The organism is Pantoea sp. LMR881 (genome assembly GCF_027157825.1).
GTDB lineage: Bacteria > Pseudomonadota > Gammaproteobacteria > Enterobacterales > Enterobacteriaceae > Pantoea > Pantoea haifensis.
This window is the reverse complement of sequence record NZ_JAPVOK010000002.1, coordinates 2,846,129-2,868,554: the sequence shown is the minus strand read 5'-3', so window position 1 is coordinate 2,868,554 and position 22,426 is coordinate 2,846,129. Positions and strand designations below refer to the sequence as shown.

The window sequence follows — 22,426 nt, the reverse complement described above, 5'->3', positions numbered from 1 at the left end:
CACGTTAAGGCGGCGTCAGGCTGGCGGTTCTGCCACAGTCTGTCGCACGCGATTTATCTCTTCTCCCGGCGTCACGCCAAAGTAACGTTTGAACTCCCGTGAAAACTGCGACGGGCTTTCATAGCCCACTCGCACCGCCGCCACACTGGCCTTCATTCCATCGTGCAGCATCAATAAGCGCGCCTGATGAAGCCGGTAACGTTTCAGATATTGCAGCGGTGAGGTTTGCGTCACGGCTTTAAAGTTATGGTGAAACGCCGAGACGCTCATGTTCACTTCTGCTGCCAGCGCATCCACGCTGAGGTTATCCGCATAATGATTTTCGATGCGGCGTAACGCACGCGCGATCTGACTAAACTGCGTCTGGCGACTGACCAGTGACAGCAACGCACCGCCGCAGGGCCCCGTCAGCACATAATAGATAATTTCTCTTACGATCTGCGGCCCCAGAACGCGCGCGTCTCGCGGTTGCGTCATGATATCAAGCAGGCGTTCAGCCGCGCACAGCATTGGCTCAGTCAGCCAGGAGGAATGAATACCTGACGTTTGCGGCTGCGGTTGAAAGCTTTCATCATCGCCAATCTCAATCAGCAAATCCTGCAGGCTGGCGGTATCCACATTCAGGCACATACCCGCAATAGGTTTTTCAGGCGACGCCCAGGTTTCGCACTCTACCGGTAGCGGCACGGTAAGCATTAAATACTTGGTGGCGTCATACTGAAAAACGGTGCTGCCAAGATAGCCCGTTTTACTGCCCTGAAACAGGATAACGATGCCGGGTTGATACATCATCGGCGTGCGTGGACGATACTGACTGGCGTAAATTAGCGAGACGTTAGCAAGCTCGCACAACCGATCGCGATTATGCGTCATTAACGCCACCACCTGATTCGCCAGGCGATGACACAAGGCGTCGTGTGCCATAAACATCCCTCAAAAAATAAAAATAATTCTGCCGCGACATTATCTGATTCGCCAGTGGAAAAGAGAATCAGGCAAGAAGCAAACAGGATCAGGCAGTGCAAAAACGGCGTTTGCCTACCATCATGAAAAGCAGCGCAGGAATTGTTGTCTAGACTTACACACTGTAAACATCACAGGTTCACAGCAAAATAAGGAGCATTTATGGCAGACCAGGCCATTATCAAACTGCACGATGGTAACATGATGCCGCAGCTGGGACTCGGCGTGTGGCAGGCCAGCATGGAGGATGCACGCAAAGCGGTGCTGAAGGCGCTGGAAGTCGGTTATCGCTCTATTGATACGGCAGCAGCCTACAAAAATGAAGAAGCAATTGGTCAGGCACTCCAGGAGACTGACGTTGCGCGTGAAGAGATTTTTGTCACCACCAAGCTGTGGAATGATGATCAGCAAAACGTGCAACAGGCGATGGAAACCAGCCTGGAAAAGCTCAAACTGGATCAGGTCGATCTCTATTTAATGCACTGGCCGTGCCCGGAAAAAGACCACTATGTTGAGGCATGGAAAGGGATGATTGCGCTTCAACAGCAAGGGCTGGCGAAGAGCATCGGCGTATGTAACTTCCATGAAGCACATTTGAAACGTTTGCTGGATGAAACGGGTGTGACACCTGTGGTTAACCAGATTGAGCTACACCCCATGCTGCAACAGCGCACGCTGCACGCCTGGAATGCGATGCATCAAATTCAGACCGAATCCTGGAGTCCGCTGGCACAAGGCGGTAAAGGGGTGTTTGATCAGGAAGTCATCAAAACGCTGGCGAAAAAATATGGTAAAACTGCCGCGCAAATTGTGATTCGCTGGCATCTCGACAGCGGCCTGGTGGTGATCCCTAAATCAGTTACGCCTGCCCGTATTGAAGAGAACTTTAAGGTGTTTGATTTCCGTCTGGATAAACACGAAGTGAGCGAAATCGCTAAACTGGACAGCGGGAATCGTTTGGGACCGAACCCCGAAACCTTTAATGGTTGAGTGAATGCAGGTTATCCTCCCCTCTAAAATAGGGGAGGATAAAGGTTAAACCGACGGCTGTACCAGCAACTGCCCTGCTGTACCGCGATCGGCCAGTTCCAGCGTCTGGCTGTAGTAGGTAAACGGAAAGTGATCTGACGAACTCTGCGGGAAACTCACCAGCAACTCCACATCGCCATCTACCCACACGGTATCTTTCCAGCCACGATCTTCGCCCATCGGCTGGGCGCCATTCACACTTTTAATCAAAAACATGACGCCCTGAATATGCAATGCCTGAGGGCGATCAGCGTGCAGGATCCAGCGTTCAAACGTCCCCTGCTGCGCCGTGGTGTCGATGCGGTTCATATCCCACATGGCACCATTGATGCCCGGCATACTGTCGCCGATACGGAATTCCCGCGTGCGCACGGCCGCGCCATCAAGGATTTGATCGGCCAGCAAGCGCATCGGTAAATTATCCGTCACCAGCGGCAACAATCCCGTGGGGCGCAACGTCAGGACCAGCGTGGAGGTCAGAATCGAAGAGGGTTCGAAGAAGCCGCGCAGGCGATCCATAATGCCCGCCGCCGTTCCCGCCGTAATCGATACTTCATCCCCTTGCGACATATCAATCAACACTTCGCGGCGTTCCCCCGGTGCCAGCGTGAGTCGCTGTACCGCAACGGGTGCTGGCAAAAAGCCCTGGTCGCTGGCGATAACGGTAAAAGGACGGTTGTCGCTCAGGCTCATATCATAGCGACGCGCATTAGAGGCGTTCAGCAAGCGCAAGCGCACCCAGCCGCGTGAGACTTCCACATAGGGATTTTGCACGCCGTTAACCAGCAGCACATCGCCTAAAAAGCCGCCATCCTGCGGTGGGTCATAAACCGGCGTGGCAAAGGTATCCAGACGCTTGTCCTGAATGATTAATGGGAAGTCGTCAACGCCATAGTGCTTCGGCAAAGGTAATTGCTTGCTCACCTCGTCTTCAATCAGCCACATTCCTGCCAGGCCGTTATAAATATGAGGTGCCATGCGATTTGGCGTATTAGCGTGATACCAACAGGTTGATGCGCCCTGGCGAATCGGCAAAACCGGTGCCCAGTCAGCGCCTGCTGACATCATGCGCGGTGCACCGCCCATCAACGCGCCCGGTAGTTGCAGACCACTCACGGTCATGGAAACCGGTTCGTTAAGACGATTGCTGTAAATCATTTTGACGTCATCGCCACTGTAAACACGCACCGTCGGGCCAAGATACATGCCATTAACGCCCCACACCGGCACTTTATTGTTATCGCCGCTAAAGACCAATGGCTGCGCTGCAACGTCAGAAACAGCGGCTGGCCGCGACGTGACTCAAGCAGCGGAGGTACCGGAAGCGGCCTGTCACCGCTGGCATTTGAGGCGGCACGGGCCGCATGAGGCATAACACCGGCGCTAAGCGCCACTCCAGCAGAAAGCTGGATGAACTGACGTCTGCTGAAAGACATAAAACTTCTGACCTTTTACGCGTGGCGCTAAAACGCCAACCCTGTTTTTATTGCTGTATTTGCTGTGCTGCGTTCACGGCAACGGAAAAGTCCCCGTTGCCGTGCGGCATCCCTGCAGGATAGTCGGCGATGAGTTCGCCGGTCAGATTTTACCGTTTTTTTCGCGATCTTCGACTTCGGCGTTGAGCTCTTCCAGCTTCGCCGACATCAACTCGCGGCAGTGCGTCGCCAGTTTACGCACTGAAGAGGCCTCAAACGCTTTGACATCCACTGGCGGCAACATCTCGACAATAACCAACCCGTTCTTCAGGCGGTTAAGATCGATCTTGCCATGCGTGTTAGAGACCACAATGGGAATGATCGGGACACCCGCCGCCATTGCAGCATGAAAAGCCCCGGTTTTAAAAGGCAGCAGGCCGCGTCCACGGCTGCGCGTACCTTCCGGGAACATCCAGAACGAGATGCGTTTTTTATTGAACTGCTCCACTAACTCACCGATGGTGCCATGCGCTTTAGCCCGATTATCACGGTCAATCAGCAGGTTACCGGTCAGCCAGTAAAGCTGGCCAAAAAACGGGATCCACAACAGGCTTTTCTTCCCGACCGTGACTGTGGTTGGCTGCACAATTTTGGCCGCGGTGATCATGTCGTAATTGTTCTGGTGGTTGGCGATATAAATCGCATTACCGTAATTCTCTGCGCCCTGCGGTTTCCGCAGTTCAACTTTAACGCCAAATACGGTAGAGAGTTTGCCAAACAAATGACCAAACGTCGCCACATGACGCGGATTACGCGGAGAAAACAAACACCAGACACAACCAAAAACACACAACAGTATCGAATAAATAACCACGAAAATAGTACGTAGTATTAGTAACATAGCTTCCTCATTGTCCCGTGGCTGACAAGGTTGTCAGCCCGGTTGCTTACGCTTCGCTATCCGTTTTACCCGGACGCGCTGGGGCATCGAGTTCCACACGATCGATTTTTTGCAGGCCACGCGGTAACAGCGTGCCACGACGACCACGATCGGCGCGGAATTTTTGAAGCTCTTCGCTGCGCAACAGGAGTTTGCGCTTACCCACATACAGCGTAATGGCGCTGCCCGGCGGCAGGATCAGCAGCCAGGCCAGCTTGTCCTGGCCCGCTGCCGCTTCTGCTGACGGAATAGAGATAATCTTGTTACCCTTGCCTTTCGACATTTGCGGCAGTTCGCCTACCGGGAACATCAGCATACGTCCGGCCTGAGTAATCGCCAGCAGCATGTCATCTTCGTGATGAACCGCCAGAGGCGTCATGACGCGCGCATTGTCCGGCAGCGTTAACAGAGCTTTGCCCGCACGGTTACGCGAGATCAGATCGTTGAAGGTACAAATAAAGCCGTAGCCCGCATCCGATGCCATCAGCAGTCTTTGCTCGTCCGGCTCCATCAGCACTTGTTCAACTACCGCGCCCGGCGGCGGCGTTATCTTGCCGGTCAGTGGCTCGCCCTGACCGCGGGCTGAAGGCAGCGATGTTGGATCGAGGGTGTAACTGCGGCCGGTAGAGTCGATAAACGCCACGGGTTGGTTGCTCTTGCCGCGTGCCGCAGCCAGATAGCTGTCACCCGCTTTGTAGCTCAGTCCACTTGGGTCAATATCATGACCTTTAGCACTGCGCACCCAACCCATTTGTGACAGCACAATCGTGACCGGCTCTGAAGGCACCAGATCGGTTTCACTCAACGCTTTGGCTTCTTCACGCTCACGCAGCGGCGAACGGCGATCGTCGCCATAAGCGGTGCTGTCGGCCTGCAGCTCTTTCTTCAGCAGGGTATTCATTTTGCGCTCAGAAGCCAGAATCGCCTGGATTTGATCGCGCTCTTTTTCCAGTTCGTTCTGCTCGCCACGAATCTTCACCTCTTCCAGCTTCGCCAAATGGCGGAGTTTCAGTTCGAGGATCGCTTCAGCCTGCGTTTCGCTAATCTCAAAGCGCGACATCAGTACCGGCTTTGGCTCATCTTCTGTACGAATGATGTGAATAACATCATCAATATTAAGGAACGCCACCAGCAAACCTTCAAGGATATGCAGGCGACGCAGCACGCGCTCTAAGCGGTAATTGAGACGACGACGCACGGTATCGCGACGGAAAACCAGCCACTCGGACAGGATCTCCAGCAGGTTTTTCACCGCCGGACGATTATCAAGGCCGATCATGTTCAGGTTAACGCGATAGCTTTTTTCCAGATCGGTGGTGGCAAACAGGTGATTCATTACCTGATCGAGATCGACGCGGTTAGAGCGCGGCACAATCACCAGACGGGTAGGATTCTCGTGATCGGATTCGTCACGCAGATCTTCCACCATCGGCAATTTCTTGTTGCGCATCTGGTTGGCAATTTGCTCCAGCACGCGCGCACCCGAAACCTGATGCGGCAGCGCCGTGATGACCACTTCGCCGTCCTCTTTTTTCCATACGGCACGCTGACGAATCGAGCCGCGACCGTTTTGATAGATTTTGCGGATTTCGTCGCGTGGCGTAATGATCTCCGCTTCAGTCGGAAAATCGGGGCCTTGTACGATATCCAGCAGGGCATCAAGCGTGGTTTTAGGATGGTCGATCAGGGCAATCGCCGCCTGCGCCACTTCACGCAGGTTATGCGGTGGAATATCTGTCGCCATGCCAACAGCTATGCCGGTAGTGCCGTTTAACAGGATGTTTGGCAGACGCGCAGGCAACATCTTCGGCTCTTGCAGTGTGCCGTCGAAGTTAGGCGTGTAATCTACCGTGCCCTGTCCCAGTTCACCCAGCAGCACTTCGGCATACTTTGACAGGCGTGATTCGGTATAACGCATGGCGGCGAACGATTTAGGATCGTCCGGCGCACCCCAGTTTCCCTGGCCATCCACTAGGCGGATAGCGGTAAGAGAACGGCTGCGCCATTAATACCATCGCTTCGTAACAGGCGCTGTCGCCGTGCGGATGGTATTTACCCAGCACGTCACCCACTGTACGTGCTGATTTTTTAAATTTTGCGCTGGCGTTCAACCCCAGTTCAGACATGGCATAAACAATGCGGCGCTGCACGGGCTTCAGACCGTCGCCAATATAAGGCAAGGCGCGGTCCATAATGACGTACATCGAATAATTCAGGTACGCATTCTCAGTAAAGGTGTGCAAGGCAAGACGCTCTGCACCATCCTGCGTCAATTCACTCATTACGTTCTCATCCTCACATCGTGTCTCACAACGGCAAGACACCCGGCGGTTGTTTGGCGTGGATAGTACCTTATTCGCCAGATTTAGTCACAGGGGAAGCACGGCACAGTGAGCAGTACTGCGATGGTTAACCCAGTGATTAAACACGCTGAATAAGCCTGACCAGTTTGTGTGCGCTGCATGAGGTTAGTTTGCAAACGAAAGTGGGCATAAACCGAAGTATTATTGCTTTTTTAGCAAAAGTGTTGTGATCCTGCTTCCATTTTTTCCGCTGCCGCTTCGCGCGTAAACTCTGCCCCATCTTAAAAAAACGGGACAAACCAATGAGCAAAATTCTCATTATTGATGGTGGTAAAACCTTCGCTCACTCAAAAGGTGAACTGAACCATACCTTAACAGACGTGGCGGCCAGCCAGTTACGTGACCTCGGACACGAAGTGATCGTGACCGTTGCCGACAGCGATTATATTGTTGCCGAAGAAGTACAAAAGTATCTCGATAGTGATGTCGTGATTTACCAGATGCCGGGCTGGTGGATGGGCGAGCCGTGGACGGTCAAACGTTACATCGACGATGTGTTTACAGAAGGGCACGGTTCACTCTATGCCAGTGATGGTCGTACCCGCTCAGATGCGGCGAAAAAATATGGCTCTGGCGGCCTGATTCAGGGCAAAAAATATATGCTTTCTTTAACGTGGAATGCACCGCTGGAAGCCTTTACCGATCCTGAGCAGTTCTTTGAAGGCGTTGGTGTTGATGGTCTTTATCTCCATTTTCACAAAGCCAACCAGTTCCTGGGAATGGAAGCGTTACCGACCTTCATTTGTAACGATGTGATTAAACAACCCGATGTGCCACGCGATATCGAACGTTATCGGACTCATCTCAGCCAAATCTTTGCTTAAATAGAGTTTCGCTGCGAAAGAGGAAACGCGCATGTTAACCGTTGTTGCTGAAATTTGTGTCAAACCAGGCCGCCGTCAGGTGGTGTTGGAAGCTATCCAGCAATTGATCCCGACCGTGCTGGATGAAGAAGGTTGTCATCAATACGATGCGCTGCTGGATCACCAGGCGCAGATGCCATGGAAACACAATTCGCCTGACTCGATTTTTATGCTGGAGCAGTGGGGATCCCTGCGTCATCTGGAGCAGCATCAGCAGATGGCGCATATGGAAAAGCACCGTGAACGCATCAAAGACGATGTCGTTGACGTGAAAATTTTAGTGCTTGAACCCGCAGCCTGATAAGTGACTGACCGCAAAAAAGCCCTCATTTTAATGAGGGATTTTTTTATTTCCCGACAACGTGCTCAGAAAAGTTGTTGCTCTGCGATCTGGTCGCGCAGAAAATCCAGAAAACAGGTAATGCGGGTTGAGAGCGTCGTGTTTCGGTAATAAACAGCATGAATCGGCAGCCGATATACATGGGTTTCCGCTTCCAGTACCTGTATCAACCGGCCCGCAGCCCGATCCTCGCGTGTAACAAAATCGGAAAGACGGGCGATGCCCTGCCCGGCTAAAGCTAACTGACGGATAGTTTCGCCACTGGAAGCGGAGAGCGTGGGTTTGATCTGCAAAAACTCCCCTTCGCGTTGCCATACCGGCCAGAAATTATGCGTATCAGAGGCGCTGAACCCAATCAGCTGATGCTCCGCCAGCGCATCGACGGTGGTGGGCGTGCCGTTTCGCTCAAGGTAAGCGGGACTGGCCATTAAACGGGTCAGACTGCTGCCCAGCATTCTGGCGCGCAGGGTTGAGTCACGCAGCTCACCGATGCGGATGGCAATATCAGTTTGCTGTTCAAGCAGATCGATGACGATGTCATCGGTATTCAGTTCCAGCTGAATCAGCGGATAGCTGCGGCGAAACGCGTCAACTAACGGCACAATGACGTGCAGCATGAACGGCGCGGCGGCGTTAACGCGCAGGCGTCCCGCAGGAATTTCGCGTCGCTGGGCAATCTGCTCTTCTGCCTGCTCTACTGATGTCAGAATCTGACGGGCATGCTCAAGGAAAATCAGCCCCTCTTCGGTAAGCGCCAGCCTACGGGTAGTGCGGTGTAGCAGCGTGGTTTGTAATTTACTTTCCAGGCGGCTTAACGCCCGGCTGATGCCTGAGCTGGTCTGCTCCAGCTGTTCTGCGGCGGCGGTAATCGATCCGCTATCCACGACCGCAACCCAGGCGCGTAATTCTTCCAGTGTTATCTTCACAATCGTTCCAGAACAGCGGGTAAAGGTCTGCCAGCAGCATTGTTGAGAAAAGTATTAACGGACAGACAAAAAACAAAGGGACGCCGTAGCGTCCCGATTTTCAGACTTCGAGGTCTGCCGTGTCGCCTTTTTCCTGCAACCAGTTGCGGCGATCTTCAGAACGTTTTTTAGCCAGTAGCATATCCATCACACGTAACGTCTGTTCGACATCCTCGTCGCTGATGGTCAACTGCACCAGGCGGCGGGTGTTAGGATCGAGCGTGGTTTCTCGCAACTGCAGCGGGTTCATTTCACCCAACCCTTTGAAACGCTGAACGTTAGGCTTGCCTTTTTTACGTTTTAACTGTTCCAGCACACCCTCTTTTTCATCCTCATCGAGCGCGTAATAGACTTCTTTACCCAGGTCGATACGGTAGAGTGGCGGCATCGCAACATATACATGTCCGCCTTTGACCAGCGAACGGAAATGTTTGACGAACAGTGCACAAAGCAGCGTGGCAATGTGCAAGCCATCGGAGTCGGCGTCGGCGAGGATACAGATCTTACCATAACGCAACTGGCTGAGATCCTCACTGTCGGGATCGATGCCGATCGCCACTGAAATGTCATGCACTTCCTGCGACGCCAGCACTTCATCAGAGGAGACTTCCCGGTATTCAGGATCTTGCCTTTTAGCGGCATGATAGCCTGGTATTCACGGTCGCGCGCCTGCTTGGCCGAGCCGCCTGCGGAGTCTCCTTCCACCAGAAAGAGCTCTGTTTTATTCAGATCCTGCGCGGTGCAGTCTGCCAGTTTACCGGGTAAGGCTGGGCCACTGGTGAGTTTTTTACGCACCACTTTTTTCGCCGCACGCATACGACGCTGCGCGCTGGAGATGGCCAGTTCAGCCAGTTGTTCAGCGGCCTGAACGTTCTGGTTCAGCCACAGGCTGAAAGCATCTTTCACCACACCCGAAACAAACGCCGCACACTGGCGTGACGACAGGCGCTCTTTGGTCTGACCGGCAAATTGTGGATCCTGCATTTTCACCGATAACACGTACGCGCAGCGATCCCAGATATCTTCGGCAGACAGCTTAACGCCGCGTGGCAGAATATTGCGGTATTCGCAAAACTCACGCATCGCATCCAGCAACCCCTGACGCAAGCCGTTAACGTGCGTCCCCCTTGCATGGTTGGGATCAGGTTTACGTAGCTTTCGGTTAGCAGCTCTCCGCCTTCGGGTAGCCACAGCAGCGCCCAGTCAACCGCTTCAACATCGCCCGCGAAGGCTCCCACAAAGGGTTTTTCTGGCAGCGTTGGCAAGCCGTTAACGGCTTCGCAAAGATAATCTGTCAGGCCATCTTCGTAGAACCAACGTTGTTCGGTGTTATTCAGCTTGTCTTTGAAAACGATTTCGACGCCGGGACATAATACCGCTTTGGCTTTCAGCAAGTGCGTCAGGCGCGTCACTGAGAAGCGCGGGCTATCGAAGAAGCTTTCGTCCGGCCAGAACTGAACGCGTGTCCCGGTATTACGTTTCGCGACTGTGCCAGTGACAGTGAGATCCTGTACTTTGTCGCCATTCTCAAACGCCATGCTATAGACTTCACCGTTACGACGAACCGTGACTTCCACGCGCTTTGACAGGGCGTTAACCACCGAAATGCCTACGCCATGCAGGCCGCCAGAGAATTGATAGTTTTTATTCGAGAATTTACCGCCCGCATGCAGGCGACAAAAGATCAACTCAACTGCTGGCACCCCTCTTCAGGGTGAATATCAACGGGCATACCGCGACCGTCATCAATCACTTCCAGCGACTGATCGGCGTGTAAAATGACCTCTACCCGCTTTGCGTGACCTGCCAGCGCCTCATCAACGCTGTTATCAATCACCTCCTGACCCAAATGGTTGGGTCGCGTCGTATCGGTGTACATCCCCGGGCGACGGCGAACAGGCTCAAGGCCAGTCAGGACCTCAATGGCATCCGCGTTATAGTTTGATTGACTCATCGTAAATATCTGATTAGAAGGGTAAATGGTTGCGATTTCCGCATCATTTATGGGTGATTCAAGCCCAGAAAATCCAGAATCTGCGGGAAATGGCGTTCGAATCCGATAAAAGCATGATTGCCGCCCTCTTCTACCGTATGGCGGCACGCGCTGTAATAGTCGAGCGCCTGACGGTAATCGAGTACTTCATCGCCGGTTTGTTGCAGTAACCACAACAAATCGGGCGCTTCCAACGGGTCAATCTGCATAACTTTCAGATCGTAAATGTGGCGTGACTCTAACACATATTGCTGACCGGTGTAGGGATTCTGATTCTCGCCAAGAAAATCCACCAGCAGCTCAAAGGGACGCACCGCAGGATTGACCACCACCGCCGGTAACATAAAGCACTGCGAAAGCCACGTAGCGTAATAGCCCCCCAGCGAAGAACCCACTATGCCCACGGTTTCTCCGCTTCGGCCCATGACAATATCTTCCAGCATCGCTGCTGCCTCGGCTGGAAAAGTCGGCAGCTGAGGCACAATCATCTCAATGCCGGGATGGTGAGTTGTCAGCCATTGCTGAAATTGTGTCGCTTTAGCCGAACGCGGTGAACTGTTGAAACCGTGCAGATAGAGCAGCGCCGCCATTGATCAATATCCTTCTGAATCAAGATCGGGACGAAAAGCCTCAGTTTGCAGGCGATTAACTTCGGTTTCAGCCCGGCCATCTGCATGCAGCGTAAACCATCGCCAGCCGGGGGCAAGGGTATCAATCGTAAAACTGGTGCAGTGCGGTTTGAACTGCACACAGGTTGAAGGCGTGGCCAGAACGCGTCGCCCGTGCCATTCAACGTCCATCTCCTGGTGAATGTGCCCACACACCAGCGTTTTCGCTAACGGATAGTTTTGCAGTACCGCATCCAGCTGATGTGAATTGCGTAAACTGTGTTGATCGAGCCACGTACAACCGGAAGCCAGAGGATGATGATGCAGTATCACCAGAGTATGGCGTTGCGGATAAAGCGCCAGCGTTTTTTCCAGCCACTCCAGTTGATACTCACTCAACATGCCGTGCGGTACACCGAACACCTGACTGTCCAGCAGCACTAACTGCCAGTGATCGCCCAGTAGCACATGTTTATCAGCGTTAATTTTTGCTTCCGCCAGGGTGTCAAACATCGCGGGCTGAAAATCATGATTACCCGGCAGCCAAACGCACGGCTTCGGTAAACGAGCAATGCCCTCAGCAAAATGCTGATAGGCATCAACAGAGTGATCCTGAGCAAGATCGCCGGTTGCCATAACAAGGTCATACTCGCGTTGCTGGGCAATGATCGCGTCTAAAACGGCGTCAAAGCTCGACCAGGTATTCACCCCAAGCAGCGATTCATGTTTACCTGCGAAAAGATGGGTATCCGTAATTTGTAAAATCCTGATTTCGGATCCTTTTTCCGCAGGCAGAGTTAGCAGGCTATCCAAAGCGTTTCCTTCATCTCCACGCTATTTAATGCATTATACGCATTCAGCAAACCGGTACTGCCATTGCGCCATGCGCCAGGCAGTAGCGCAACCAGTCCGCGAGAAACTGATTAATTTGGTGTTTCTCATCGCGCTGATGCAATTTTTTATTAGGATAATCATAGCGCGCTTTAAAACGATAGATCTGCTGCGTGGAACACACTTCAGCGACCATGGCATCATGATACAACCGCACAGACATTGAAGGCAGACTCCAGTAACTGACGGCTGGCGCAACCTGGCGTATTTCCACCAGCGTGGTGTAACGCGTCGACTCTTCAATGGTTAACTGGTAACGGGCGCCACTCACCTGATAAACCACCGATGCGCCCGCCTCGTCACTGCGCGGCAGCAGGCGGCGTAACTGAGCGAAATTGGTTTCGCACAGACGCATCATTTCAGGAAAATCAGGGGTATAACGCTGTTTCATCTTTGTGTCCACTCTTCTCTTAATTTCTCATGGTGCAACGCCAGCCATTGCAGTGCGATGACAGACGCGGCGTTATCAATAATCCCCTGTTCCACCCAGCGATAAGCCTGTTCGCGGCTCACCACATGGACAAGAATGTCCTCATTCTCTTCCTCCAGACCATGGCATCCTTGTGCCTGGCTGGCATCCACTTCTCCGACCAAAACTGATAATCTTTCGCTCGTCCCACCGGGACTGGCGAAGTAGTTGAGCATGGGTTTAATGCGCCCAACCTGCAATCCTGCTTCCTCCACCGCTTCGCGGCGGACAACCTGCTCCACGCTTTCACCCGGATCGATAATACCCGCCACCATCTCCAGCAACCACGGCGTTGAACCGGCGTCATAAGCAGGAATGCGGATCTGTTCGATCAGCACCACTTCATCACGTAAGGGATCATAAGGTAGCAGGACGGCGGCATGTCCGCGTTCAAAAACTTCACGCTGCACTTCAGCACTCATTTCGCCATTAAAAAGACGGTGGCGAAAACGATAACGCACGACAGAAAAAAACCATCGTAGACTGTTTCGCGTGCAATAATTTCTACATCGTTTTTTGTGAAAGTCACAGGAGATTTTTTTTCTTCCGTCATCGTCTGGTTCCTTATGCAGATTGGGATGAAGCGAATAAAAGCCAACCCTTGTGCGCTAACCGAGTGGTTCTTTCTGAATTAATTGCGTAAATTAGGCGCAGAAGGCACGTTCAGCCAACTTATCATACAGTTGCACTCTGCTAGAATCGGCGATAATTTTTTGGCTTACCCGGCAGCGCACTACCACAATTTGCTGCAACACAAGGAATGCAAATGAAAAAACTGCTCCCATTTTTTATTGGGCTGAGCCTGGGCGGTTTCAGCTTCGCCAGCCAGGCAGAAGATCTGCTTCAGGTTTATCAACAAGCGCGTCAGAGTAACCCTGATTTGCGCAGTGCTGCGGCGAATCGTGACGCAGCCTTTGAGAAAATCAATGAAGCGCGTAGCCCTTTATTACCACAACTCGGTTTGGGTGCAGATTACGCCTACAACAACGGTTATCGCGACAGTAGCGGAATTCATTCCAACACGACCAGCGGGTCGCTGCAATTAACACAGACCATTTTTGATATGTTAAAATGGCGTGCCCTGACGCTGCAGGAAAAAACAGCGGGTATTCAGGATGTCAGCTATCAGGTTTCACAGCAGGATCTGATCCTGAATACCGCTACAGCCTACTTCAACGTGCTTGAAGCAATTGATACCCTTTCGTACACCGAGGCGCAGAAGCAGTCTATCTATCGCGAACTGGATCAAACAACCCAACGCTTTAATGTCGGCTTAGTGGCGATTACTGACGTTCAAAACGCCCGTGCGCAATATGACAGCGTGCTGGCAAATGAAGTCACCGCGCGCAATAACCTCGACAACGCGGTTGAATCGCTGCGCCAGATTACCGGTATGGATTATCTCTCTCTGGCGTCACTGAATATTGAGCGTTTCAAAACCAACAAGCCTGAGCCAGTGAACGCACTGCTGAAACAAGCTGAAAGCCGTAACCTGAACTTGTTAACTGCCCGTTTGAATCAGGATTTAGCCCGTGAGCAAATCCGTTCAGCCGAAACCGGCCACCTGCCGACGGTGAACTTAACCGCTTCAACCGGTATGTCTAATACCAAATATGGCGGAAGCCGCGCGAACCAGACCGCTGGTTCAACGGACTCCATTACCGGTTCCAATCAGGTTGGCCTGAGCTTCTCCCTACCGCTTTACAGCGGCGGTTCAGTCACCTCACAAGTAAAGCAGGCGCAATACAACTTTGTTAGCGCCAGCGAACAGTTAGAGGGTGCGCACCGCTCTGCCGTGCAAACCGTGCGTTCTTCTTATAATAACGTGAATGCGTCTATCAGCAGTATTGAGGCGTATAAACAAGCCGTAGTTTCTGCGCAGAGTTCACTGGACGCGTCAGAAGCGGGTTATCAGGTAGGAACGCGAACTATCGTTGATGTATTAGACGCAACGACCGTGCTGTATAACGCTAAACAGCAGTTGTCTGATGCCCGTTACAGCTATCTGATCAACCAGCTGAACATCAGCTATGCGTTGGGTACCTTAAACGAGCAGAGCCTGCAAGTGCTGAACAGCCAGTTAGGCAAAGAGATCCCCACCTCGCCAGAAACGGTTGCTCCGGAAAATGCACAGCAAACGGCACGTGTCGATAATGGCCCTGCCGCGGCAGCGACGCCAGCTACAGCCCGTCCTGCAGCACAACAAAACAGCAGCAATCCTTTCGGTAATTAAATGCGTTGCGGGTCGCTTTGCGGCCCGCTTCTCTATCCAACGTATAGCTACGTAAAGATCCCTTCTGCATCAAGCCTCCAGCTTCATTTTTCACCACTCATCCCCTATTCTATGCACTATCTTTGGGCACAGGATCACAATAATGAAACGGACAAAATCCATTCGCTATGCCGCTTTTCGCAAGAGCTGGCAGGCACGACACTTAACGCCGGTGGCTATCGCTGTATCAGCGGTATTCATGCTGGCGGGTTGCGAACAAAATGATGAAACCGTGTCGCTCTACCAAAACGCTGATGATTGTGCAAAAGCCAATCCAAACCAGAGCGCACAGTGCACCACTGCATATAATAACGCCTTGAAGGAAGCGGAACGCACCGCACCAAAATACGCAACCCGTGAAGATTGCGTAGCTGAATTCGGTGAAAATCAGTGCCAGCAGACGCCTGCACAAGCAGGTGTTGGCACAACGAATGCTGAAACACAGCAAAGCGGCAGCTTCTGGATGCCATTAATGGCGGGCTATATGATGGGTCGCATGATGGGCGGCGGCGCAGGCTTTGCTCAACAACCGCTGTTTTCTCCTAAAACCGCTAACAGCCCGGCAAACGGACAGTTTGTTGATGCTTCAGGGCGCAATTATGGCTCAGCGACATCAGGCCGTACTATGAACGTGCCAAAAACCGCGTTAGCGCCTAAACCGGCTACTACCTCAACCATCACGCGCGGTGGTTTCGGTGAAACTGTTGCGAAGCAAAACACAATGCAGCGCAGTAGTGCTACCGGCACATCAACCCGCTCGCTGGGAGGCTAACACAGCAATATGCAACGCATTGCTATTTCCGAGCGTCCCGGCTGGCGAGAAAAGGCCACCGAATTTGGCTTTCGTTTTCACACCATGCACGGTGAACCCTACTGGTGTGAAGATGCTTATTATCAGTTCACGCTGGCGCAGATCGAACAGCTTGAAGCCACCACCGCAGAACTGCATCAGATGTGCTTACAGGTGGTGGAAAAAGTTGTCAGCAGCGAAGCGTTACTCACTAAATTTCGCATTCCCAAACATACGTGGGACTTTGTGCGCGATTCGTGGCGGCAGCGTCAGCCGTCGCTCTATTCTCGTCTCGATCTGGCATGGGACGGCAAAGGCGATGCGAAGCTGTTAGAGAACAATGCTGACACGCCTACCTCACTGTATGAAGCAGCCTTTTTCCAGTGGCTATGGCTGGAAGATCAGCTAAATGCAGGTCAGTTGCCGCAAGGCAGCGATCAGTTCAACAGCCTGCAGGAGAAGTTAATCGATCGCTTCGCCAGTTTGCATCAAGAACACGGTTTTAACTGGCTGCATTTCGCCTGTTGTCGTGATACTGATGAAGATCGCGGCACTGTTCAGTATTTGCAGGATTGCGCCACAGAAGCGGGTTTGCCCAGCGAGTTTCTCTATATTGATGAAATTGGCCTGGGCGAAAAAGGCGAGTTTACTGATGCGCACGATCAGGTGATCAGTAATCTGTTTAAGCTCTATCCGTGGGAATTCATGCTGCGCGAAATGTTTTCCACTAAGCTGGCTGACGCGGGTGTTCGCTGGCTCGAGCCAGCCTGGAAAAGTATTCTGTCGAACAAAGCACTCCTGCCGATGTTATGGCAAATGTTCCCTGATCATCCTAATTTACTGCCTGCTTATTTTGCCGAGGATGAGGTTCCACCTATGGAAAAATATGTGGTGAAACCGCTGTTCTCACGTGAAGGTGCCAATATCCGTATTGTTGAAAATGGCACTGAAATTGCTCGCGTGGAAGGTCCCTATGGTGAAGAAGGAATGATTGTTCAACAATTTCATCCTTTGCCTAAATTTGGTGACAGCTACACGCTGATTGGCAGTTGGTTGATTGACGATCAGCCTGCCGGTATCGGTCTACGCGAAGATCGTGACCTGATCACGCAAGATCTCTCACGTTTTTATCCGCATGCGTTTATTGAATAAAACTGAACAGGCCAGCTTTACTGGCCTGTTTGCCCTCTTTAACCCACCTGAACCGACAGCATACTGATGGTGCCCAGCTCTATGCCATCAACCGGAATACTTATGGCTTCATCGGCCTGACGTGTGCCCAAAATATAGAGTAACGGTAAATAGTGTTCTGGCGTGGGATTCGACAGTGCGGCCCCTTCATGCTGCATAAAATTCACCAGCGGGTGCGTGTCCGCTTCTCCCTGAAAAGCGAGATTTTCCCGAACAAACTGGTTAAATTTTGTGGCCCACGGATAAATATCATTGTCACCGCCCCAACGTACTCTGCGCAGGTTATGCACCACATTGCCGCTGGCTATTATCATCACACCCTGCTCGCGTAATACTGCCAGCTTACGACCCAGCTCAAAGTGCCATGCCGCAGGCTGTGTGGCGTCAATACTCAGTTGCACCACAGGGATGTCCGCATCAGGATACATTTTGTTCAGCACTCCCCACGATCCGTGATCGAATCCCCAGTCCATGTCCAGCTGCACCGGAACCGGCATCAATATTTCGGCAATCTGCTGCGCTAAGGCAGGCGAACCCGGTGCACGATAATGCGTGTCAAATAACGCCTGTGGAAAGCCGCCAAAATCGTGAATGGTGCGTGGATTTTCCATGGCTGTTACAGCCGTCCCACGGGTATACCAGTGTGCAGATATTACGAGAATTGCGCGTGGACGCGGCAGGATTTGTCCCGCCTTACGCCAGGCTTCGGTGTAGCGATTTTCTTCCAATACGTTCATTGGGCTGCCGTGACCCAAAAAAAGCGCAGGCATACGTAACGGGCTCATACAAAATCCTTAAAAGGCGCAGGCTGACTGGCCGTTACGATACGCCGTTTGTTCAGCTTATCACGCGGATAAGCGTGATGATCATATTCAGATAATTTGAACAAACTTAAGTCGACATTTCTTTACGTAACAAAACTCGATCTTTTGTAAGGTTAAAGGTAATTTTATTGGGAATAATTATCATTTAAGGAGAGTGCAATGTCAGTACCTTTACTGCTAACCGTGCTGGCAGGCGCAGCAACGTTCATAGGCGCACTGTTCGGCGTTATGGGGCAAAAGCCGTCTAATCGTGTTCTGGCTTTCGCCCTCGGATTTGCAGCTGGCATTATGTTGCTGATCTCTTTGATGGAGATGTTGCCGACTGCGCTTCATGCAGAAGGGATGTCGCCTGTTTTAGGCTACGGCATGTTTATGCTCGGTCTGCTGGGCTATTTTGCCCTGGATCGCATGTTACCGCATCAGCATCCGCAGGACATGATGGTGACGAACCGCCGTCCAGCTAACTTACGCCGTACCGCTATTTTGCTCACGCTGGGCATTAGCTTACACAACTTTCCGGAAGGCGTGGCAACCTTCGTGACAGCCAGCAGTGACATGGAGCTAGGAATGGGCATTGCGCTGGCGGTAGCGATACATAATATTCCGGAAGGGCTGGCAGTAGCGGGGCCAATGTATGCGGCAACCGGGTCGAAAATGAAGGCTATTTTTTGGGCCTGCGTTTCCGGAATGGCAGAGATCTTAGGCGGTATTATCGCCTTTATGCTGCTGGGACCCTTGGTTTCACCGGTCGTTATCGCTGCGGTCATGGCAGCAGTTGCCGGGATTATGGTTGCTCTTTCAGTTGATGAACTGATGCCGCTGGCACGCGAAATCGATCCGCACAACAATCCGAGCTACGGCGTTTTATGCGGTATGACGGTAATGGGCCTGAGCCTGACGCTGTTGCAAACTACCGGTATAGGTTGAATATGCACGGACGGATGATTACGGATGTCAGCTCAAACAAAACAGGCCGGATTACCGGCCTGTTTAACAGGAGACGCTGACTAACTTGCCTGACGTGTTTCACGATCGCGGCGATAAGCCACTAAATCCTCAATGGTCACGACCGGCATAGCATGTTGTTTTGCAAATACGATCGCTTCTGGCGCATGGGCCATTGAGCCATCGTCATTGGTCAGTTCACACAGTACGCCAGCGGGTTTAAAGCCTGCCAGCGTAACCAGGTCGATAGTCGCTTCGGTGTGACCGCCACGGGTTAATACACCACCGTCACGCGCACGTAACGGAAAAACATGGCCAGGACGGTTTAAATCACCCGGTTTGGCATTATCAGCGATGGCTGCACGAATGGTGGTAATACGATCTTTGGCTGAAACGCCGGTGGTAACGCCTTCAGCAGCTTCAATAGTGACGGTAAAGCCGGTGCCGTAAGCACTGGTGTTATTTTCCACCATCATCGGCAAATCAAGCTGCTGGCGACGCTCCTCGGTCAGGCACAGGCAAACAATGCCGCTGCCGTGACGAATGGTCAGCGCCATCTGTTCAACAGTCATGGTTTCGGCAGCGAAGATCATATCGCCTTCGTTTTCACGATTTTCATCGTCCAGCACCATCACCCCGCGTCCGTCACGCAGTGCGGCGATAGCACGTTCTACACGCTGTTCAGGCGTGCCAAATTCAGAAAGTAGCGTCTGATTCATGGTAATAAAACCTTTTAAATGTAATGAGTTACCAGAATCAGGGCGAGCTTAGGAGTGACGTCAAAAAGACGTGGCAATAACGTGACTTGGGCAAAAGCCCAGCAAATGTCGTTACCCTCTCCCATCCGGACTTTAACCGTCGGCTCCGGAATTACACCGGATCTGCTGACCTTCACGATCGATTGTGAAGCGCTCGCGGGCTTTCAGCCAAAGCTGATTTACCGCCGGTGGGGAATTTCGCCCCGCCCTGAGAATAAGCGAAATTACTATAGCGCCGATCATCCAGAGCAGCAATCAACAAAAGTGCAAATACTTTTGCATTTCTTGCGTTGCTGATTTGAGGTTTAACCTTTTCGTTTCTGGCATTACACTTAAAGAATACTGAATCTGCAAAAATGCTGTTATCGGCAACCCGTAACCAGGAAATCATCATGATCGACACGAAAAAAATTGAACAAATTGCACGTCAGGTGCACGAAGCGATGCCGAAGGGAATTCGTGAATTTGGTGACGATGTCGAAAAGAAAATCCGTCAGGTTCTTCAGGCGCAGTTGACGCGCATGGATTTGGTCAACCGTGAAGAATTTGATGTGCAGACGCAGGTTCTGCTGCGTACACGTGAAAAACTGGCGGCGCTGGAACAGCGTCTGGCACAGCTAGAAAGCCAAAGTGCATCAGCACCGACTGCGACTTCAGCGCAAGCGCCGCTTTCCACCCAGGCGCCAGTTTCTACTCAGGCTCCGCTTTCCACCCAGGCGCCAGCTTCTACTCAGGCATCTGCGCCTGCGCAGACCCCCGCTTCATCAGCTCCGGCCACCCCTTCTGATACCCGTGTGAAATCGGACAACACACCGGAATAAGAGGCAAAGCGGGAGAAAATTCTCCCGCTTGTTACATCACTCAATTTCCACGAATGGTTTTAATGATGTTAGTGGTAGAAATGCCATCTTCGAAGTTCAGCACCCGTACATCGCCACCATTTGCCCAGACTTCTTTGCTGCCAGCAATATCTTCCGGTTTGTAATCACCGCCCTTAACCAGCAGATCAGGCAGGATCCCAGCGATCAATCGCTGTGGCGTATCTTCTTCAAACGCGACCACCCAATCCACCGCTTCGAGCGCACCTAAAACAATCATGCGATTTTCCAGCGGATTAACCGGACGGCTTTCACCTTTAAGTCGTTTGGTTGAGGCATCGCTGTTCACCGCGACAATCAGGCGATCACCCAGTTTGCGAGCATTCGCAAGATAAGACACGTGGCCCGCATGTAAAATGTCAAACACGCCGTTGGTCATCACCACTTTTTCGCCACGCTTGCGCGCCATCTCAACCGCAACTTTCAACGCCGCTTCATTCATGATGCCGAAACCCTGCTCCGGGCGCGCATGAATAGCATTTTCCAGTTCAATCGTGCTGACCGTTGATGTACCCAGCTTACCTACCACGACGCCAGCCGCCGCGTTGGCAAGGAAACAGGCTTCTTCCAGTGAATTACCGGCTGCCAATGTTGCCGCTAATACGCCAATTACCGTATCGCCTGCCCCGGTGACGTCATATACTTCCTGCGCCTGCGTAGGTAAATGCAGCGGGGCTTTACCAGGCTGCAGTAGCGTCATGCCATTTTCTGAACGTGTTACCAGCAGCGCCGACAATTCATAATCTTCGATTAACTGCATGCCGCGCGTGACGATATCCTCTTCGCTTTTGCATTTGCCCGCCACCGCTTCGAACTCAGACAGGTTAGGCGTCAGCAACGTAGCGCCGCGATAACGTGCGAAATCGGTGCCTTTTGGATCGATTAACACCGGCACCTTCACTTCACGCGCCAGGGTGATCATGGTCTGAACGCTACTCAGCGCGCCTTTACCATAATCAGACAGCACCAGCGCACCTGCATCCGCTAACGTCTGACGCATGCGCTGATGGATAGGCTCAGGATCAACCTGCTCAAAACCTTCTTCAAAGTCGAGGCGGATAAGCTGCTGATTGCGGGAAAGCACGCGCAGTTTGGTAATGGTTGGATGGCTTTTCACCGTCACAAAGTCACAGTTAACGTTGACGTCTTTTAGCGTGCTGCTTAACACGCGCGCCGCATCATCCTCGCCAGTTAAACCGATCAAACGTGATGCTGCACCAAGCGCAGCAATGTTCATCGCTACGTTCGCTGCGCCGCCGGGACGCTCTTCAACCGTATCGACTTTCACCACGGGTACGGGCGCTTCAGGCGAAATGCGGCTGGTTGGGCCATACCAGTAACGATCCAACATCACATCGCCAACGACCAGCACAGAGGCGCGGCCAAATGCGGGCAGAGTAACTTTCATTCCAGACACTCCAGACTGCTGTAAAAATAGTGCGCGGATGATAGCACAGTTGCGATTTGTGCTATCAGCCTTGCGATCAGAGAGAAATCGGCGAAATTAACCAGCGTTGCCAGCTCTCTTTCACCGTTTGCCGCTCGGCCGCGAACGCTTCGGGTTCAACATGACCAGGCGATTCCTGTAACGCCAGATGATGCAGCGCATCACGCAGCGTGACGTAAGCTTCAGTGAGCGCCTGCGCTTCGGCTTCCGGCATCATTTGATGTTTCGCCATCAGTTCAAATATGCGTACATTATCGGACCAGCGCGTTAAGGCAGGTTGCTGAGCGGCGTAGCGTAAGACAAGATATTGCGCGATGAATTCAATGTCAGTGATGCCACCTTCATCCGCTTTAATATCCCAACGCCCTTTGTGCTTGTTGCTGAGATGCGTGCGCATCTTTTCACGCATTTCTCGCACTTCGGTCTGGAGCGCAACGCCTTCACGCGGCAAACATAAAACGCCGCGTCGAATTTCACTGAAA

At 52.3% G+C, this 22,426-nt stretch carries 18 protein-coding genes, 4 pseudogenes and 1 riboswitch; of the genes and pseudogenes, 8 read left to right on the top strand and 14 right to left on the bottom strand.

The genetic code is table 11. The features are described 5' to 3' along the window. Positions 1-15 precede the first annotated feature (15 nt). Positions 16-924, bottom strand: a complete 909-nt coding sequence (locus O3W44_RS15360; RefSeq protein ID WP_269293734.1) for an AraC family transcriptional regulator — start codon at positions 922-924, stop codon at positions 16-18. Positions 925-1,125: 201 nt separating this feature from the next. Here O3W44_RS15360 and dkgA point away from each other — a divergent pair, with 201 nt between their 5' ends. Next, positions 1,126-1,953, top strand: a complete 828-nt coding sequence (dkgA, locus tag O3W44_RS15355; protein WP_269293733.1) for a 2,5-didehydrogluconate reductase DkgA — start codon at positions 1,126-1,128, stop codon at positions 1,951-1,953. 45 nt (positions 1,954-1,998) lie between these two features. Here the strand turns inward: dkgA and ftsP are convergent. The 3 genes and pseudogenes from ftsP to parC form a co-directional block, all read right to left on the bottom strand. Continuing rightward, a pseudogene (gene ftsP, locus O3W44_RS15350) lies at positions 1,999-3,428 on the bottom strand (cell division protein FtsP). 142 nt (positions 3,429-3,570) lie between these two features. Continuing rightward, positions 3,571-4,308, bottom strand: a complete 738-nt coding sequence (locus O3W44_RS15345) for a 1-acylglycerol-3-phosphate O-acyltransferase (RefSeq protein ID WP_269293732.1) — start codon at positions 4,306-4,308, stop codon at positions 3,571-3,573. Between the two features lie 46 nt (positions 4,309-4,354). Beyond that, positions 4,355-6,629 (bottom strand): annotated as a pseudogene (gene parC, locus O3W44_RS15340) (DNA topoisomerase IV subunit A). 323 nt (positions 6,630-6,952) lie between these two features. Between parC and O3W44_RS15335 the strand changes: the two are divergent. Both O3W44_RS15335 and O3W44_RS15330 read left to right on the top strand, forming a co-directional pair. Beyond that, the gene (locus tag O3W44_RS15335) at positions 6,953-7,534 is read left to right on the top strand and encodes an NAD(P)H-dependent oxidoreductase (protein WP_269293731.1); all 582 of its coding nucleotides are present in this window, start codon (positions 6,953-6,955) and stop codon (positions 7,532-7,534) included. A 31-nt stretch (positions 7,535-7,565) separates the two neighbouring features. Continuing rightward, positions 7,566-7,874 carry a putative quinol monooxygenase gene (locus O3W44_RS15330; RefSeq protein ID WP_269293730.1) on the top strand — a complete coding sequence of 103 codons (309 nt, stop codon included), beginning with the start codon at positions 7,566-7,568 and terminating at the stop codon, positions 7,872-7,874. A gap of 65 nt (positions 7,875-7,939) precedes the next feature. Here the strand turns inward: O3W44_RS15330 and O3W44_RS15325 are convergent, their stop codons facing one another. From O3W44_RS15325 to nudF, 6 genes and pseudogenes are all read right to left on the bottom strand, one after another. Continuing rightward, positions 7,940-8,839, bottom strand: a complete 900-nt coding sequence (locus O3W44_RS15325) for a LysR substrate-binding domain-containing protein (RefSeq protein ID WP_269293729.1) — start codon at positions 8,837-8,839, stop codon at positions 7,940-7,942. Between the two features lie 100 nt (positions 8,840-8,939). After that, positions 8,940-10,832, bottom strand: a pseudogene (gene parE / locus O3W44_RS15320) (DNA topoisomerase IV subunit B). Between the two features lie 47 nt (positions 10,833-10,879). Next, on the bottom strand, positions 10,880-11,461 hold the full coding sequence (gene yqiA / locus O3W44_RS15315; RefSeq protein WP_269293728.1) for an esterase YqiA: 582 nt from the start codon (positions 11,459-11,461) through the stop codon (positions 10,880-10,882). 3 nt (positions 11,462-11,464) lie between these two features. Then, a complete protein-coding gene (cpdA, locus tag O3W44_RS15310) occupies positions 11,465-12,292 on the bottom strand; it encodes a 3',5'-cyclic-AMP phosphodiesterase (protein ID WP_269293727.1) in 828 nt (275 codons plus the stop codon). 43 nt (positions 12,293-12,335) lie between these two features. Then, entirely contained in the window at positions 12,336-12,761 is a 426-nt protein-coding gene (locus O3W44_RS15305; RefSeq protein ID WP_269293726.1) for a DUF1249 family protein, read from the bottom strand. After that, positions 12,758-13,392, bottom strand: a pseudogene (nudF, locus tag O3W44_RS15300) (ADP-ribose diphosphatase). The gene O3W44_RS15305 and the pseudogene nudF overlap by 4 nt, the downstream one beginning before the upstream one ends. A 213-nt stretch (positions 13,393-13,605) precedes the next feature. Here nudF and tolC point away from each other — a divergent pair. The 3 genes from tolC (at position 13,606) to O3W44_RS15285 (ending at position 17,053) form a co-directional block, all read left to right on the top strand. Next, positions 13,606-15,072, top strand: a complete 1,467-nt coding sequence (tolC, locus tag O3W44_RS15295) for an outer membrane channel protein TolC (protein ID WP_269293725.1) — start codon at positions 13,606-13,608, stop codon at positions 15,070-15,072. 142 nt (positions 15,073-15,214) lie between these two features. Beyond that, positions 15,215-15,883 (top strand): DUF1190 family protein, encoded by a 669-nt coding sequence (locus tag O3W44_RS15290; protein WP_269293724.1) that lies wholly within the window; start codon positions 15,215-15,217, stop codon positions 15,881-15,883. A 9-nt stretch (positions 15,884-15,892) separates the two neighbouring features. Next, complete coding sequence (locus O3W44_RS15285) at positions 15,893-17,053, top strand: glutathionylspermidine synthase family protein (RefSeq protein WP_269293723.1); 1,161 nt, start codon at positions 15,893-15,895, stop codon at positions 17,051-17,053. A 38-nt stretch (positions 17,054-17,091) separates the two neighbouring features. Here the strand turns inward: O3W44_RS15285 and ygiD are convergent, their stop codons facing one another. Beyond that, on the bottom strand, positions 17,092-17,877 hold the full coding sequence (gene ygiD, locus O3W44_RS15280; RefSeq protein ID WP_269293722.1) for a 4,5-DOPA dioxygenase extradiol: 786 nt from the start codon (positions 17,875-17,877) through the stop codon (positions 17,092-17,094). A gap of 198 nt (positions 17,878-18,075) precedes the next feature. Between ygiD and zupT the strand changes: the two genes are divergently transcribed. Beyond that, on the top strand, positions 18,076-18,843 hold the full coding sequence (gene zupT / locus O3W44_RS15275; RefSeq protein WP_269293721.1) for a zinc transporter ZupT: 768 nt from the start codon (positions 18,076-18,078) through the stop codon (positions 18,841-18,843). Positions 18,844-18,923: 80 nt separating this feature from the next. Here zupT and ribB read toward each other — a convergent pair whose 3' ends face one another. Next, positions 18,924-19,580 carry a 3,4-dihydroxy-2-butanone-4-phosphate synthase gene (gene ribB / locus O3W44_RS15270; RefSeq protein WP_269293720.1) on the bottom strand — a complete coding sequence of 219 codons (657 nt, stop codon included), beginning with the start codon at positions 19,578-19,580 and terminating at the stop codon, positions 18,924-18,926. A gap of 109 nt (positions 19,581-19,689) precedes the next feature. Further along, positions 19,690-19,839: riboswitch (FMN riboswitch) on the bottom strand. Positions 19,840-20,011: 172 nt separating this feature from the next. On the opposite strand from ribB, the gene ubiK reads away from it, so the two are divergent. Beyond that, complete coding sequence (gene ubiK, locus O3W44_RS15265; protein ID WP_269293719.1) at positions 20,012-20,440, top strand: ubiquinone biosynthesis accessory factor UbiK; 429 nt, start codon at positions 20,012-20,014, stop codon at positions 20,438-20,440. Positions 20,441-20,480: 40 nt separating this feature from the next. Here ubiK and hldE read toward each other — a convergent pair whose 3' ends face one another. After that, positions 20,481-21,905, bottom strand: a complete 1,425-nt coding sequence (gene hldE, locus O3W44_RS15260) for a bifunctional D-glycero-beta-D-manno-heptose-7-phosphate kinase/D-glycero-beta-D-manno-heptose 1-phosphate adenylyltransferase HldE (protein WP_269293718.1) — start codon at positions 21,903-21,905, stop codon at positions 20,481-20,483. Between the two features lie 76 nt (positions 21,906-21,981). Continuing rightward, positions 21,982-22,341 carry a hypothetical protein gene (locus tag O3W44_RS15255; RefSeq protein ID WP_269294452.1) on the bottom strand — a complete coding sequence of 120 codons (360 nt, stop codon included), beginning with the start codon at positions 22,339-22,341 and terminating at the stop codon, positions 21,982-21,984. Between the last annotated feature and the right edge of the window lie 85 nt (positions 22,342-22,426).